The 16512-nt window shown below is 44.7% G+C and carries 7 protein-coding genes; all 7 read right to left on the reverse strand.

Annotated features, from left to right (window positions below; all coding sequences use genetic code 11):
- Positions 1–224 precede the first annotated feature (224 nt).
- Positions 225–6422 (reverse strand): DEAD/DEAH box helicase, encoded by a 6198-nt coding sequence (locus ACTS60_RS11545; RefSeq protein WP_440888351.1) that lies wholly within the window; start codon positions 6420–6422, stop codon positions 225–227.
- Positions 6423–6438: 16 nt separating this feature from the next.
- Positions 6439–9816: an STY4851/ECs_5259 family protein gene (locus ACTS60_RS11550; RefSeq protein ID WP_440888352.1), complete on the reverse strand. Its 3378-nt coding sequence runs from the start codon at positions 9814–9816 to the stop codon at positions 6439–6441.
- A 158-nt stretch (positions 9817–9974) separates the two neighbouring features.
- The gene (locus ACTS60_RS11555; RefSeq protein WP_440888353.1) at positions 9975–11279 is read right to left on the reverse strand and encodes an McrC family protein; all 1305 of its coding nucleotides are present in this window, start codon (positions 11277–11279) and stop codon (positions 9975–9977) included.
- Between the two features lie 5 nt (positions 11280–11284).
- Positions 11285–13975 carry an AAA family ATPase gene (locus ACTS60_RS11560; protein WP_440888354.1) on the reverse strand — a complete coding sequence of 897 codons (2691 nt, stop codon included), beginning with the start codon at positions 13973–13975 and terminating at the stop codon, positions 11285–11287.
- A 162-nt stretch (positions 13976–14137) separates the two neighbouring features.
- Positions 14138–15028, reverse strand: coding sequence for a hypothetical protein (locus ACTS60_RS11565; RefSeq protein ID WP_440888355.1), 891 nt, complete (start codon positions 15026–15028; stop codon positions 14138–14140).
- A gap of 51 nt (positions 15029–15079) precedes the next feature.
- Complete coding sequence (locus ACTS60_RS11570) at positions 15080–15313, reverse strand: hypothetical protein (protein WP_440888356.1); 234 nt, start codon at positions 15311–15313, stop codon at positions 15080–15082.
- 247 nt (positions 15314–15560) lie between these two features.
- Positions 15561–16511 (reverse strand): reverse transcriptase family protein, encoded by a 951-nt coding sequence (locus tag ACTS60_RS11575; protein ID WP_440888357.1) that lies wholly within the window; start codon positions 16509–16511, stop codon positions 15561–15563.
- Position 16512 lies beyond the last annotated feature (1 nt).

Raw genomic sequence — 16512 nt, forward strand, 5'->3', positions numbered from 1 at the left:
TAGTAGATATCTAGTGGGTGATAATCACACCTTTATCTTGCTTTGCTCCTAGAAGCCGTATGGGAGTGAGGGGTACAAAGGACGTCTAGCTTCCAGATACAATAAAGCCCGCTAAGTTAGCGGGCTTTGCGTTTGCTCACGAAGAACTAAATTTGGTGGGTCCAACCAGGTTCTAGCTTTAATGCGCTTCGATGCATTAGATTAACTTCCGTCAACCTTTCTCATTATTCATCAATAGAAAAGAAAAGCACTGTAGGCCAATCTCCACTCTTTAGCCTCCATGGCCCCTGAACGATACATTCAGCCTGCTCATCAATTGTTAACTCAGCAGGAAATCGATTTTCAGACAAATATTTGTCTACCCACCAATATCCAAAACCTTGATCCAGCCAGAGGGTTACTTTTGCACCATCATCGAAAGTAAATGTCATTGTGCGCGCATGAGGTAATTGATACTTTGGTTTTGTCTCAAACGTTATATCAAGCTGTGTTTTCTCAATACAGCGATTTACTACCTTGTATCTTGCATCATCAGACGACCAATTATCTTGAACAGATTCGGGCAAATATCCCCCATCCTTCAATCTGCCCGTGATAATCGAAGCCTTACAATCCTTATAGTGACCTAGCAATGCCCCTACGGCACTGAAACATAAACTAAAAGGCAACGGTGCAGCCAAATATCGGTCACAGTACTCAACTTCAACGATCTGATTTGTCTGCATTTTCTTCAACAACAAATCAGATGCCTTCAGTACTTTACTCCAAAACAGTGCTCCAAACACTTTCACCGAATGATTAAGCTCATGATGAATACTCACGGTTCCGATTCTCTCTGGGTGCGTCAGCGCATCCAGCTTAATCGTTGACAACGTCGGTCGACTCCCGAAACCCGTGACTAACTGAGCGTCACATTCATTACGATACCCCCACGATTGGGCACTGTTGCCACTCAAAATTTCAGCACATAACGTCATATCACGTTTTATTGCGTCGTCTCGCTGAAGTAGTTCGATATTCGGGTGATTAGCAAGCCACGACAAGCTGATCTGTTCAGGCGTCGTTAAGGCCGATGAATCAGTGCTGAGTAACACAACTTTCACCGTCTGCTCTCTTGCCCAACTATACATTGCATCAACAAGCGGCCATTTGCTTAAATCATCTAGAGTATCTCGCTGCATATACAGACATAGCTCAGGATCTATCGTATGCGCCAATGATTGCTCAATGGCAGTCATCAAGGGACGTAACTCTCTTCGGTTATCACGATCAAATAACTTAAATTCATCTGGCAGCGATAAGCGTGCAAAAAAATCATTATCGAGAAACTCGATCACTTTCCAACGATTTAGCAGTTCCAGCGCATGCTGCGTTGAGTAGTCCACTAAGCAACGATGGCACGCTTTATCACAGTGACAATCCACGGCTTTCTTCTTCGCTGCTTGCAATAACGCGATCAAAAACTCAGGCGTTTTTATCGCAAAGCCCGCACCTCCCGCCGCACAATCGTAAAGCACAATAGCCTGCGCTTCATGATCCTGATAATTCACTGGCTTTGTGGTACAGCCAACCTCATCGCTATTGATCCCTAATTTCGCAGCCAACTCATTTCGTAACAGTACAGAAATAGAACGAGCAATCGTGCGATTGTTCAGAACCGAGCCATCTGCATGGAAAAGCAATAACTCAAACACATCCGTACGCGTACTATGACCTAACTTAATCGGGCCTTTAATAGCAAAATCACGTTCATTACCGCCACAGAAATGCTCACTGTCACGCTCAATTTCCCCTTTACCACCACGCAAACGGGTATGATTTTCCAAGACCTGATAAGGCGTCACATCCTGCGAATCTGGCATAGCCTCCATACGGCCACACTCTAAGCAGAGCGCATATCCCGTATTGGACAACCCTGCACTGTGGTAATACACATGACCGTTATGGCTAGAACGAAACAAAGCACTTGGGTTTACGCTCATTTCTTCCCACTTCTCTTGCTCTACCGTTACCCAAGGATCTTGGAAAGGCACATGCACCAAACGAGAAATATCATTATGTGGTTTATGACGAATATCGACCGCAAAACTACCTGGCTCAATGAAACGGTGGTAACTGTCTGAAGCTAACTGAGCCTCACAGCAACTGCACACCTTCGGCATTTGTCGCTCTGTTCCACTTGCACCACACTGCTGACAACGCCACGCCCACATCAAAGATTGAATTTCACTCACCTGATCCGCAGAGGCAGGACTATGCCAATTTAAGATCACGCCTGCCGATTGATACACACGACCATCCAGCACGACTTCACTGCCCGGGGCGTAATCACGAATCGCGACAGATAAATCTCGGGATGGGTAATCGCGCGCACTGTACAGGTTATCAATACGGTGCTCTAACGTATCATTTTTCGCAGATTTGGCTTCTTTTGCAGCTTGAATCAATGCTTTTCTGCGATTGATGGACTCAGCATTATCATTATTTAGCGACACCACATCGGTCGGGAAACCGTATCCCGGTAAGAACCCTTTTCGTGCCAATTCTGACAGTAGGTATTCCCCTTCTAAACGCTGAATTTGCGTTTCCACCGCCGCCTGTGCAATAGAAAGGCGGTTAGTATCAGCTTTTACCGCTTCACTCTGCTCACACAGCAACTGATGTTCTTTCTGCCAACTGCACAAAATAGTCTTCATCTGCTGTGCTGATTCCTGCACTAGACTCATCTTCGTCGTTGCTTCTAAGCTTGTTCGGCGAAGCAAAGTTTCTAATCCGTCACTCATATGGTCAAGCGCATCTTTCACACACCAGTTAATAAACAATTCGGCCTGTGATGCACACTGCTCGTGCAAAGACAGGAAGAAGTTGCCACAGCTCAAACGCAGAGAGTTGTCGCTGATATTTTTCTGACGCAGGAATACCGACAATAGCAATGCATTAATATGGCGCCTTACAATGTATTCGCTGGATAGCGATACATTCGGTACATGAATCGGCGTGTCAAAGGCCCACCGCGTATGGTTAAATATATGCTCACCATGCGGTGTATTTTTACACAAGGTCAGCGCGACAGATTTCGTTTCTCCACGACGACCTGCACGACCAGCACGCTGCAAATAGTTTGCAGGATTAGGCGGCGCATTATTCATTGCCACCACAGAGATACCACCAATATCCACCCCCATTTCCATGGTTGTCGAACAACTCAGCACATTAATGGCACCTTTTTTGAACTTATCTTCATAATCACGCAGCAAAGGGGCAGGTAATTGTGCAGAATGCTCTGCCACACGGAAATATGGCGTACGTTCGATAATACGGTCCGAAATGTCTGACCACGCATTTTCTTTACGCAAGTTAGCGATGTCAGACTGTTCTTGCCAGTCCCTCACAACGGTAAGCGCAACGGGTGATCCGTCTTCAATCTGACGACCATAAGGATACGGATAAACCGGCGCTTCTAATAAGCGGCAGACTTGTTCATCCCGCTCACCTTTTACGTTCAGGTACGGCGTAATTTTAGCTAGTGGCGTATCGATAATTTTTTGCGTATGCGGGCACTGCCATTTTTCAGCCAACAAACTGAAACTGACCTGATGCTCTAGCTCCAGGCGGTAGCCATCTCCACCCCCTGCCAGCACATAGCGTTGCAGCACATTCCAAGCGTCTTGCAGGATAATATTGAGCAGTGTTTTATCTTGAGTATCGGTAATGTCCAGATTAAATGCCGTTGCAAGTAGTCTAACCAGCCGAGGCTGTACCGAGCCTTTTCTGACCTGAGGCCAACTTTGAACATTACGGAACGGGCTATCGTCACTTGGCGAAGTAATCAATCCCGGGCTGAACTTCGCACCAATCCAGCGCTGCTGCTCTTCGGTTAACGAGATAGCCTTATTGGCGCGCACATGGAAGTTTAAGCACAGCGTTAAGAAGTTAACCCACTCTGATTGCGCTCTGTCCCGATCATCAAATAATGCGACCCATTCATTAGGAGCAGTATTGCCCTTATCTTTGATGGCAGGGTACTCCATACGGATCAAACCCAAGGTTTCCAGCGTATTCTGACGTTTAGGACGACTATTAAACTCCCTCAATAACAAGAGCCTTGCCAGTAGAACAGGGTCTTTCACCATGGTCATTTTGTCATCAAATCGCTGATAGGAATCCTTGATCCAATATTGCAGCTCTTTCTCTTTAGCGAGCTCATGTTCAACATCTGACCATGGAATCGAAACATCACCGCCCCCACACAGTGCCGCAATTTTTTCTTCCATGATTTCAACCATGTCATCGTCACCGTCTTCGATGAACATCGCTAAGCGTGATTTGTATTTCTTCAAATCCGCTTCTTGCTCCGGCGTCAACGCGCCACTTTTCAACGTTCTATCTGCGACTAAATGAAACAGTGCCGCACGCAAAAATTGGCGCTCGGCATCTTGCTGTGATTTTGCGGCAAAGCGGGCTGTTCCCTGACGGCTATCCGTAAACGTGATCATTCGGCGACCATGCCAAGGCCCTTTAAGCTGTTCTTTTTTGCCATCTTTACAAAACTCCAACAGCGTTGGGATCACCGTCGACAGCATAAACGGCGCACCATTGCGGAAATGGCGATAGAAATCGTAGTTCTGAATTTTTGTATGCTGGCAACAAGGACAACGCAACGCCACACCTGTACCGTCTGACTTGCTGTACCCTTCCACGCGGTGAACTTGGAAAGCACCTTTATGGGTAGACGGCTTTAACACGCCTTCATTATTCAACCAATACTCGCCCGTTTCCTCACGATCATGCTCAGCCATCATGCACAGACGGGCATGGGTTTCCGATTCCTCTTCATCGAGTTCTAATAAGGCATCCGAGTCATCCACCTCGATATCTAGTGAAAAGTCATCAATACTCGAATCAGGCTTAGTCAGGCTAAGCACACTTTCACCGGTTTCTTTGTCGATACTTTCATCTGCAAGTAGTAGACTCGTACCACACCCATTACAACTGGTCATTTCAAATACGGGTGAGCCACAGCCACAACGTTCACGGCGTGACATATATACCATCCCAAAACGCCAATCCAACGCATCCAATGCCGTACCAGCCTTTGCTTTACAGCTTGGATTAGCACACGTCCATAAACCACTGGCAACCCGATGAAATAAATGCAAACGAAATGGAATAAATGCCTGTCCATCACTGCCTTTGGTTGATGCACACACATCAAGCCACTTCAATACGGTTTTTTCTTCCAGTGGCTCATCGGTTGCCGACAATAACTTGCCGATTTGCGACAAAGACATACGGTTATCATCAGAGCTCAAATGCTGACGCAGTACACGCAACGGCACAATCGACTCCAGTGCCTGATAGCGCATTACTTCATCATCAATCGCTTTCACTTGCTGCAAATCCATTGCTTGCGGCGTCTTTAATTCAGCCAGTCCAGTGATTTCACGATGCCCTTTCACTAAGTGCACTTGCGTTATATCGACACCCGCCACGTCAGCTAAAAAAGCTTTCAGATCATTATCAGAATCTTTCCCGCCAATTGTGGCCGATGTCGCCACAAACCTTACTTGTTCAGGAGTGACACCAAAACCGTGCATCACGCGGCGCAGCAATAAAGCAAGCTCTGCAGCTTGTGAGCCAATGTAGGTGTGCGCTTCATCCAAGACGATCCAACGTAGCTTACCCTGCGATTTACGTAAGATTGGCTCATCCTTTTGACGAACAAGCATGTATTCCAGCATGGTGGCATTGGTCACCAAAATTTGTGCAGGGTCATCACGCAAAGCCTTACGAGAAAGCTGCTGATTCGGCTCTGCTTTTTGCTTCGCGACCGGTACCTGTTCTTTCGTTTCACCGTTATACAAACAGAATTTCACATCTGAACCCAACTCATGGGTCCATGCCGCTAAACGATCTCGCTGGCTATTGATCAAGGCATTCAGTGGATACAAAAAGAGGGCTTCAACGCCTTCCGCCTTACTATTACGCGCGGCAATATCACTCAAAATAGGCACAAGGAAACATTCGGTTTTACCCGAACCGGTGCCACTACTCACAATGACGGAGCGAGGTTCGTCCTGTAGCAAATGCTGCCACGCTTCATGCTGATGGGCATAGGGAGGCCATGAAGACTCAAACTGGTAATCTTCTTTCAACGCTTTTGGCGGATTCGCCATCGCATGCACAACACGGGAAGACAATAACTTCCCCGACAATGTCTGCATGGTTTCGGTATGAGGCTTCCAACCAAATGTCGCCTCAAACACCGGATCACCCAAAAAGGCACCTTCTTGTCCTGGCGCTTTAGAAAAGGCTTGCCATAGAAACTCACGTAAAGGTTTTGAGCGTAAACCAAACTGTCCTAATGTTGCTCGAGCAGCACGTTTGGTCAGCTGTTCAATAATAGATTCAAAATATTCCACTTCTCTTTCCTAAACGTTAAATAGCCAGCAAGCCAATGATCATTTTCTGGGTTAATGCAAAGCTGTCATCAAAATACTCAGGGTCAAATCGACGATATTCTCGCATCGCATGCACCACTTCTGGCGTCATCGTCAACTCAGCTTGATTGCTCGTTGCCAGCGCGAGTAACACTGGCGCATTCATCACATTATTTTTGAATCCATGCTTGGTCGTTAAACAAAGTTGAACCAATTGCGCGTTAATATTTTTCATCACAGACTTAAAAATGTGATCGGCGAAAATCGCTGGCCACGATACATCAGACTGGCGCTGAGAAAGCGCATTTCGACAATCGAACAAGTGCTGCACATATGCATCGGGTACCAGTGACGGTTTCTGCTCAACCATGCCCAGCTTAAATTGCAATAGCTTGGCAAGTGGCGCCAACCCTGGGAAATAAGACACCAGCTCAGCCAACTTCTTCTGAATCCGCAATTGCGCTACATCCGCCATATCTTCACCCAAACGCTCAAGCAAATAGTGATAGAACGCCTCCGTCACTTTTACGGCAGAAGTCGCTTTCAATGCATACCAAAGCAGCGGGAACTGCTTATCCATTTTCCAGACCTGATCAATTTCTTTCTTGTTGGCATTCAGCAACAGTGCCAACATGAATTCAGGTTGGCGTAATACTCCACGCCACAAGTCAAACGTGGTTAATGGGACATGGTCGAAAGCCAGTAATGTGCGCGCATATTTCCATTCAGGACGGGTAAAGTCGTATGCCATTTCTAATGCTACCGAGGCAAACGCTTCTAGTCTGTCCGCACGACGGCCGATGCCCGCCGCCATTTCAAACCCGTTGCTTGGTGCAGGCAAACACTCTAAGTCTTTACTCCACATCAGCGGACGCAGTCCAAACTGAGGGTTATCGCTATAAATCAGCCACGCACCGGCTTCTATTTCCTCTTGCGGAAATAACCAATGCATCGAAACGCCATCTGTCACAGGAGCAGGCATTAGCGCTAACGGTGGGTGATCCGGTCTATCCAAGGGGATGGTGTAGAGTTCTGGTGTACCTTTGTCATCTGTCGTCTGAGCTAGCGCCACACAGTTGCTTTCTCGATTTGGCATAAGCGCACACTCATACGCTGATAACGCACACGTGTACAATGCCTGCCCATGATGGGACACCGTCAGTTGGACTTTCGCATCCAAACTCGATGAAAGGGCAAACAGCGCCTGAATTTCGGAACGGAAACTGGACAAAGACAAGCCTGAAACCAACACGTCAACAGAAGGCAAAACGGCACTGAAAAATGCACTTCGACTGAATGCCCCGCGAACATCTTGGGCTTTTAGCAAAAATTGCAGCTCTATTTCACCGTCAACACCATAGCCATACAACTCATACCCATTGATCTTATCCACCAGCAATTCGCTGTGGCACGGTACCAATTGTTGGCTCTCATCCAACAAACAAATGCCTTTGCTTGGAAATGGTAAGGTCAGCGAAATTGCTTTCGGCTTTTCCTGCCACCAAAGATCAATGTCCAGCACAGCAGGCGGTTGCTCCTGAGCACAAAACAGATCAATCGTCACGGCATCACATGCTCGCGAGACGTGATAATCCAGGTGACCAACCGTAGGCTGTGAGACAGCGACCATAGGGAGACGCGATGATGAAATAACAATCTGACCACGGTTAATCTGGCTGCCCGGCAAAAATTCAATCGCGATATCATTAGGCAAACTGGCCAATCGAAAACGCTTTTTAACTTGACCACTCTCAATATATGCCACTTCACTTTGCCCTAGCGGCATGGTATCTAACGTAGACCAATGTTGTTTCGTACCGTCATACCAACGCAAACGGTCTACTGGAATCCGTTGTTGCATCCCTTGCGAAGAAAGGGCAAACAAGTTAGGTTTTCCGATAAAACACTTGGTTGGCAAAGTCTGATAAGGCAACTCTTCACCTTGCCATACGTATTCCTTGTTTGGCTCACTCGCCACCCCGAGTTGCACCACATTCTGGCCAAAAGTATATCGACCAGCCTCCTTGACGTGATACAAAGATTGCGCAATCGGTGCACCAACGGCTCCCAATACACGTGATGCGTGCGGCAAAGATTGGTCTGCCATCTCTGCAGGCAATGCAATAACGGCACTCGGGGATTCACAACTTACATCCCCCGCCCCAACAAACGTCCACTCACCGTTATTATCTGTGAAAACCCATGGTTCACCAGCATCTAAAGCACTGCCTCCCAACAAAGGGGCATACCATGATTGTCCTTCATCGCCCCGCGCCATTAGCTGAATTTCACAATCAAACCAATCATCAGGTAACTCACAGGTCATGACATCCAACAGGTAGCGTTCTGTGTTGTTTTTGGGCTTGAACGCTTTTGCTAATAACAACGGTTTTTTCCCCATCGCAAACAAGCTAAACCTTTCAGGTAAAACCTGCATACCAAAGAGCTGTTGAATATACTGAGCACTCAACCTCGGTCGCAATGAGATAGCCAGTTGGTACCCCCAAGACTGCTCGGTTTGCTGGAACTCATCATCAACAAAAGCGTGAGGGTTATAAGTTTGTGTTAATCTACGGATAAGACGCAATGAATGTGGCAAGCGGCGTTGGACAGCAATCGCCTGACCCAATGCACGATTTAACAAACCTTTTGCTACATCATGATCAATATTTAGTGGTAATGCGGCCGGCCAGTCCGGAGCCACTGCATCCAGAAAACGTAGAGGGTCATGCTGCTCATCCAACCCATATTGGTCCGTTAACTGAAAAATCGCTTCGGCAATTTTGCCGACAACAGAATACACCGCATCAGTACGAAATGACGGTACGATACAGTGATCATGAGCTTGAGCAATAGCGACCGCATTTGGTTTAGAGAGTGCATACTTGCCAAAGTCTTTAATCACTTGCTCGAAATAATGGGAGAGTTTGTTGTTTGGATCCGTGATCAATTGCAGCGGCAAGCCTCCCTCTACCGCAACGGTACCAAGGAACATCCGCCCCTGACCATTACACAGTACAGGACGGCGCCAAAAGCGAAAACCAGCTTCAATCAATCGATTTCGTTGACTCGCGGCAAGGTCTGAATCCTTAACGTGTAACGATTTAAAAATTGGCTCCCAACTCCAATGGCCGCCATTGAATTCCTTTCGCCACCACTCAGCGGCATACATTACAAATGCCCCAGCCCACTCTGAGCTCATTCTTTTAGGGATATAGCTCTCGATATGACTCTTACGTAAACTATCAATCAGCGATGTTTGCAATGATGAATACTCACCATCCGTCAATTTATAGCTATACAAAGGCGCACCACTCACACGTTCTAAGTCGCGTGATGACAAAATATCTGCAATGCAATGGCGAAATGTTTTCATCGTTATCCTTGAAACAAATCAAAAAGAAACACTAACAACAGCTCCAAAGTAATTTGAAGCACAAAATTCAATCAAAAGTGAAACAACCTAAGGAGCACTATACAACACACACCGATAAAGCTTTATTTCACAAGCTTGGTTCTAACTTATATCGACTTTCAGACACACGCACTTTTGACATAATCATGTGCGGGCCATATAACCCGACTATTCCCCTCAGGACTCATCACAAACGGCACTACCCAGAGCTTTAATGAGTCACTAAAATCAAAGCTGTGCTCAATAGGCTTGGTGAAGCTCTCGTGTGCTGGGTATATCAAGTAGAGCTCACCACTTCCCTTCAGGTACTTATGCCCATAGGCGAACATCTGATACATATCAGATTGGGATATGCCATAGTTATGAGCTTCAAGATCTAACAGCTTCCATTTGGTATCGAGAACCACTTGCGATTTATCCGGTAGAGTCATCAACAGATCCGGCATAAGTTGGAACTGAGCTTTACCATTATGTTTCACCAAATGCTTAGCGCGGGCTTGAGTCGTCAGTTCCACATTTTCCGGAAGACTCGACCTCAACACCGATGCAACATAACTCTCAAACACCGCTTCCATCGGAAACATTAGCGACAAGGCGCTGCTCTCCCCTTTCATACTAAGCGGTGAAAAGCCCTCTAAAATCAATTTTGCCCACACAATTGGAACATGATAATCGAGCATGCTTCGATCGAGCTTAAGCGCACTCAGATCTTGCTTAACTGACTTTGAAACAGGCACATCCACAAATGCGAACTGGAGCTCTCTTAATAAGCGTTGATTCGATGGAGAACGAGTATATGCCACTAGTTTATTTAGTGCAGTAGTGATCAAGCGGTTAGCTGGTCGATTGATGAGATATTCATCATACTCGACATAAAATTTATGCTGATTAATCAGGTTACGTCGCAATTGCTGACCAACCAACAATTTACCTTTTTGATAGTTAAGATTGTCGACTTGCGTGACATAGTCACTTTTCAGTCCTCTTTTCACCAACCGATTGACCGATTGTAAAAACTGCTCGATAAACACTTCTAACAACGGCATTTTTTTGCTGGCAATCGAGGCTTGATCTGAGGCGACGTAACGAAACGAGCCTAAGTGCTGCAACATAATCAGCAGCATCTGACGAGACTCGCTTATTGCTGTTTCTCGATCGGTAGCCTTACGACCTGTTTTCGGCAATACTTCAATATGCTCACCAGTAGGTGTAAATAATATACCTACATAGTTTTTCACTTGAATAAGCTCATGCCCATAGCGCTTCGTTAAGCCTAAACACTTACTGGTTTCTGATTCGTTAGCACTCAAGCTCACTTCTTTTAAATACTCGAAAGCACTTTTTGAAATAAGCTCAGCGCCTAATTCATCACGAGCCGATTTATCGAAGCTCAAGCAGCCATATTCAAATACAGTTGTATGCATGACGACTACTCTGTCACCATTTCACGGCTAGTTTTAAACTCTTGGTTTTCGTCCGAAGTTTTAGATACTTCTGAGTAGATGCTTATATAAGAATCGCTATCACACCAAACCTCATCCGCCTTATCTGCCAACGTATACTTCACAACAGACTGCCCATATTGATCGAGATTGTGTTTAACACCGAACAAAGCATTAAGATCTTGGTTTGTCTGAATATGCTCTTTTATAAACTGTATTTCTTGAGATTTTTGATTGTCAGCAAGCACTAAACGAATCTTGCTCCAATCCTCAAAAAAGTACTCTTCTAATAACGGAATAATCTTATTCTGAAATACCGACTGAAGCTCAGAAAATGCTAACTCTTGCTTATCCTGTTCTACTAGCGCCTTCACCGGCATGAAGAAAGCATGACCTAGAGTGTGTTCACGGTCATAGAGGATTTCAATACGCTGATTAAGCGTTTCAAGTAGGTGCTGTAAATCAATGCCCTTCACTACTACACCCTCAAGTAACTCAGGTTTTGGCATCATTTCTACGAAGTCAAAGCGGCGGCGAAGCGCCGTATCCATCATAGCTAATGACCGGTCAGCTGTGTTCATTGTTCCGATAATGTATAGATTATCCGGTACCGAAAATGGCTTACCAGAATATGGCAGTGTTAGTTCTAACGCTTCTGCCTGACCTTTACGCTTAGAAGGTTCGATCAAAGTAATCAACTCACCAAATACTTTTGAGATATTACCTCTATTGATCTCATCAATTACTAAGACGTAGTTTTGCTTGTTGCGATGTTTTTCGGGGTTGCTGTCTGCTTGCGAATAATTCTTTAGCTTAACACCCGATTTCTCGAGGACCTCATAGAGCTCAATAGAAGTAAATCGTGTTAGCTCATAACAAGTCTTTAGCGTTAGTCGAGTATTGTCATTTAGCTCGTACAGGTTCACATCCAATCCTGTTGCTAGCCAATCAACCGGCATAACATGGCAAAAATCTGAACGGTCTTCGACGCCTTCTTCACGGAACTGATAATCACCAGACACCACACCTACTGCTTGAATTGACCATTGTCCCTTAACACAAACCACAATGTCGCCTTCAGCCATGCGATTGGAAAACTCCATAATCGATGACTTAGCTAAAGCTCCCAGACTTTCAAAGTAATCTTGCTCTTCGGCAGTGCGCTCTTCCGAAGACATATCACCCGTATTACCCCAGCCAATTGCTGCTAGATTGTTTGCAAAACAATAATCACGAACTCGACTCGATTTCACCCCATCAATAGAGAGCTTCCAGATCTTCGCACTTGGCTTCAGCGTTGCTGGCTGGTTAATCGCACTTGCTGTCGCATCTTGGCAAATCTGTTTAAAAATTCCCGACTGAATTGGATACTCAATCTGATTATCTTGGTTAGAAACCGCTCGCAACCCTTCAACGAATTCTTCATAGCCATAACTTTGATGGAAAGTGACAAAACGGATGCGTTTCTCGCTGATAAGGCGATCATACTCAGCTTTTAGCTCTTCCCGGCTATCCCAACTATAGCTTGGCTCTGCAGCTTTCACTGCGGCTTCGATCGTGTGGTACGTTTTACCCGTACCTGGAGGGCCATATAAGATTTGGTTTAACGGTGTTAGGTTACCCATTTGATAGGTCTCTCCTTGTTCGGCAACTCCACTTTCAGCAGGTATGTCATCAATATAATCATCTGATAAATAGTTAGCAGGCCAATATGGTTTGCGCGCGATAGGATATTGCTGCGTAAATTTTTTAAGCTGTTTAGATTTTCGCAGTTGTCGATAAAGATCATCACTTACTTCCGAGCAATCGTAAGTATCTCTATGTTCATAACGTAGTTCGAAATTGATTTTCTTTTGCGTTGGTTCGAAAGTTGCGAATACTTCTTCGGCTCGAATCGCATGCTGTTCTTTGCGTCCAATACGAATCATCGCCCCCGTTTCCATTGCTGTGGTAAAGATATCCAGTTTATTACTGTGCGCTTCTTGGATTAGCGAGCAAAAAGCGTCGATAGTCTCTTGTGCCCACAGCTCAGCACAACGATTAAATTGCTCAATGTGGGAAAACTGCTCAAAAATATGTCTTTGCTCGATCTCTTTCCGTTTACTTTCAGCTTGTTTCCAACACTGCTCACCAAACTCAAGTAAATTCTTACTCCCTTTTTCAGCGATAAGTTGCTGGTACATCTCCGGAAATGACACTTTTCGGGTATTGCCCGTCAACACTTCCAACATGGGTTTAGAGAATGTATTAATCAGAACTGGGGACGCTTGATTCTGGTAAAGAAAGGCAATTTTCCACTTAACTAAAGGCGCAAAGTCGATAGCATCGATAGTTTCCAAGTCTCCTTTAAAAGCAGCGTTAGAGATCTGGATTAATGCTTTTTTTACATAATCAAACACTTCAGATTCACTGCTTCCATAGCGAGTTCTCCAAGTGTAGATTTCACCATGACCGATACCGCTTTGCTCTTTGCCTTCGCTACCACGTTTATAGATCCCAAACTTCGCGGAAGTATTCCCTTGAATAGAACCTAACTCTCTTGTTTTTGTTTCTAACCAATAAGTAAACGTGTCCGTGTCATTAACTGAAACGTATTCTTCTAAAGTCAAATTAGATAAGTTTTCTCGTGGCCAACGGGATAAAAATTCATCCCACAACATTTGTTGTTCTACTTTCATCGCTTCCTACCGTTATTATAATTATCAAATAACGTGATATTGCTTCATCAAACTCAACGGATGTAAGCCTATCATTTCATATCAATTGTGTCTTTGACCTGACACCAACAGTAAGTTGGTGGCATGAAGTTTCACTCACTTAATTAAAAATTAACCATGAGATCAGTTAAAGTTCGCTAGGAGCGCATGAGTTTTATTCGACAACGATTCAATGGCACTTTCTTGCTTTGCAGTAAAGACATTAAGTCTGAACAAACGACGTAACCATTGATAGAAGCGGCTCCACCTTCCTTTCGGATGAATCAACGTCATTAGCGTTTGGGCTTCAAAAACGTAATTATCACAGAGGGTGCGCATTCGCTCTGTATAGACTTTCACCTCAGCTTGCTGTCCATTCGCGGATACAAGAAGTTGCTCTAACTCAGGGAAAGCGTCTTTTAGCTCTTGAGTTGCTTGTTCAAGCTGTTCTGCTTTTTCATACGCTTTTTTGGTCGCAAAAAAGATCATAGGCGCAGCGACAATACCACCCAGCACCATCATTCCGCCTGACATACCTGCGCCACCCGCCGCTAATGCGCCACCACCAAACCAAGCTAAAGTCGCATTGGTTGCCGCTGCGCCCGAAAGCGTGGCGATTGCTGTACCGGTCGAAGCGCTGCCGATGATAGACACTACCCCCCATGCGCCCACTGCTGCGGTACCACCTAACACGCCACCAAAACCAGCGCTTAGCGCGCTCGAATAGCTGGAATGGAACTTACTCATTTGATTTACGAGAAGTTCAGGCTTATCGAACTTCAGCGCATCCAATATGTATGTGGTAGTGAGGATATTTTCAACAGTCACTAAAGTTTGCTGTACAGCGGAGATTGACTGCCCAAGAGCAGATAAATCCGATTCAATCTGCTGCTTACGTTCACTAATTAAACCGTAAAGATGCTGGTAATACTTATATTCGTGTTCGTAAAGACCGCGTTGGTGTTTTAATTCGCTTGCACCACCAAGCGTGACAACATTACTAAGAATGCTGCCACATGCTCTAAATATACCCAAGTTAAAAATTCCAGAAAGAGTTATCTATTTTATAATTTTAATTAAATTAGATTATTTTATATTTAGCTTTTCATCTAATTGCTTCTTTCTCTCGATCAATTCCATCTCTTGAACAAGCATTTCTTTTTCTTTCTCATGCTGGTAACGATTATAGAGTGCGGAGCAATAATGACGTAGTGCTTTCAATAAAGTAAACACAATAGTAATTAAGGACAAAATTATTGAACACATATTTTTGGCGCATTCAAAAGCAAGCTTTAGAATCTCCACAATTGATTTAAACATTTTAATCTCGAATAGAAATAATTATAACCAAAGAAAGTCATTTAAACATAAGGTTTAACAATTAAGATAAATTTACTATTCAAACTACACTTTTCTCTTTACTCCCCGATATATTTGGGTAGAGTAGCCTGAATCTGATTAGCTTCGATAGTTTCATGGTGTGATGTTTCGTCCACTGAATTTGACTATCTACGTATAATCAAATACGGCTAAAGCCGAATACAATGTAATCAGAGAAAGTAGCCTGTCACCTGACAGGCTTCTTTTTATCTATCGAATAAATCCAAGCGCGATGACCAAAGACCGAACTAAGGTTTTTTTGGTGTCTTGCCGCTCGAAGCTTTTTCAATGTTTTTCTGGTCGGGTAGACTGTTTCCACATCGACACCGACCCCACAGATAACACGACGTCCATTTTTCGCATCCAATATTTTGGTCTTTCTCGCATTCAGCTCAAAGCCGTGTCGTAAGAGTATTCTTTGAACGCCATTAATAACACGTGCGATATCGTCATAACTGTCTAAACTCACTGACAAATCGTCAGCATATCGAGTGTAAGTATAATATCGCTTTTTTTCTTCCCACCCCCAAGACGAACCACCGTATTTAGGCTTATCGGCTATCAGTGTGATTTTGTCTTCAAGGAAAGCGATGATTTCGCGATCAATTGCATTAAACGCGATGTTTGAAACCATTGGGCTGGTCGGTAACCCTTGCCTTGCCGCCCCATCGATAAATAGATAAGGTATTAGCTCTTCATCGATAAGTCCTTTGACATGTTTAGGTTTGACATGATCAAAGAAATCTTTGATATCAAGGCTAATGGTATAAGCATAGTTCCTGTGCTGAAGCGCTTGGTCGACACAGCTTCTTTTTGGAACAAAACCGAACGCGACGGCTCGCTCTTCCATCTTTTCAAAGGTTTCATTGAGGTTTGGCAATAGTGCCTGATAAAACACCTTCGAGTTCATATCCGGTGAATAAATTTGGCGCTTTTTCCCACCAGTATCCACGTGAATTTTTCTCACATTGAGCACTTCGATCATGCCAGGTTCCGATAACCATTCCCCCCAAACAACATCAGCGTATATTTTGCTCAATTTCGGAGTAAGCGTTATTGACCATACTCCATTGGAGTTATCTTCCCATTGATTTTCGTTCACACTGCTACCCTCATTATTCGAATAATCGTTGTTCATA

It is taken from the genome of Vibrio sp. WZ-1 (genome assembly GCF_052037695.1).
Taxonomy (GTDB): domain Bacteria; phylum Pseudomonadota; class Gammaproteobacteria; order Enterobacterales; family Vibrionaceae; genus Vibrio.

Coding starts and splice junctions, on each gene's coding strand:
- ACTS60_RS11570 (WP_440888356.1), bottom strand. CDS start 15,313: ATGTTTAAATCAATTGTGGAGATTCTAAAGCTTGCTTTTGAATGCGCC.
- ACTS60_RS11575 (WP_440888357.1), bottom strand. CDS start 16,511: ATGAACAACGATTATTCGAATAATGAGGGTAGCAGTGTGAACGAAAAT.
- ACTS60_RS11560 (WP_440888354.1), bottom strand. CDS start 13,975: ATGAAAGTAGAACAACAAATGTTGTGGGATGAATTTTTATCCCGTTGG.
- ACTS60_RS11555 (WP_440888353.1), bottom strand. CDS start 11,279: ATGCATACAACTGTATTTGAATATGGCTGCTTGAGCTTCGATAAATCG.
- ACTS60_RS11550 (WP_440888352.1), bottom strand. CDS start 9,816: ATGAAAACATTTCGCCATTGCATTGCAGATATTTTGTCATCACGCGAC.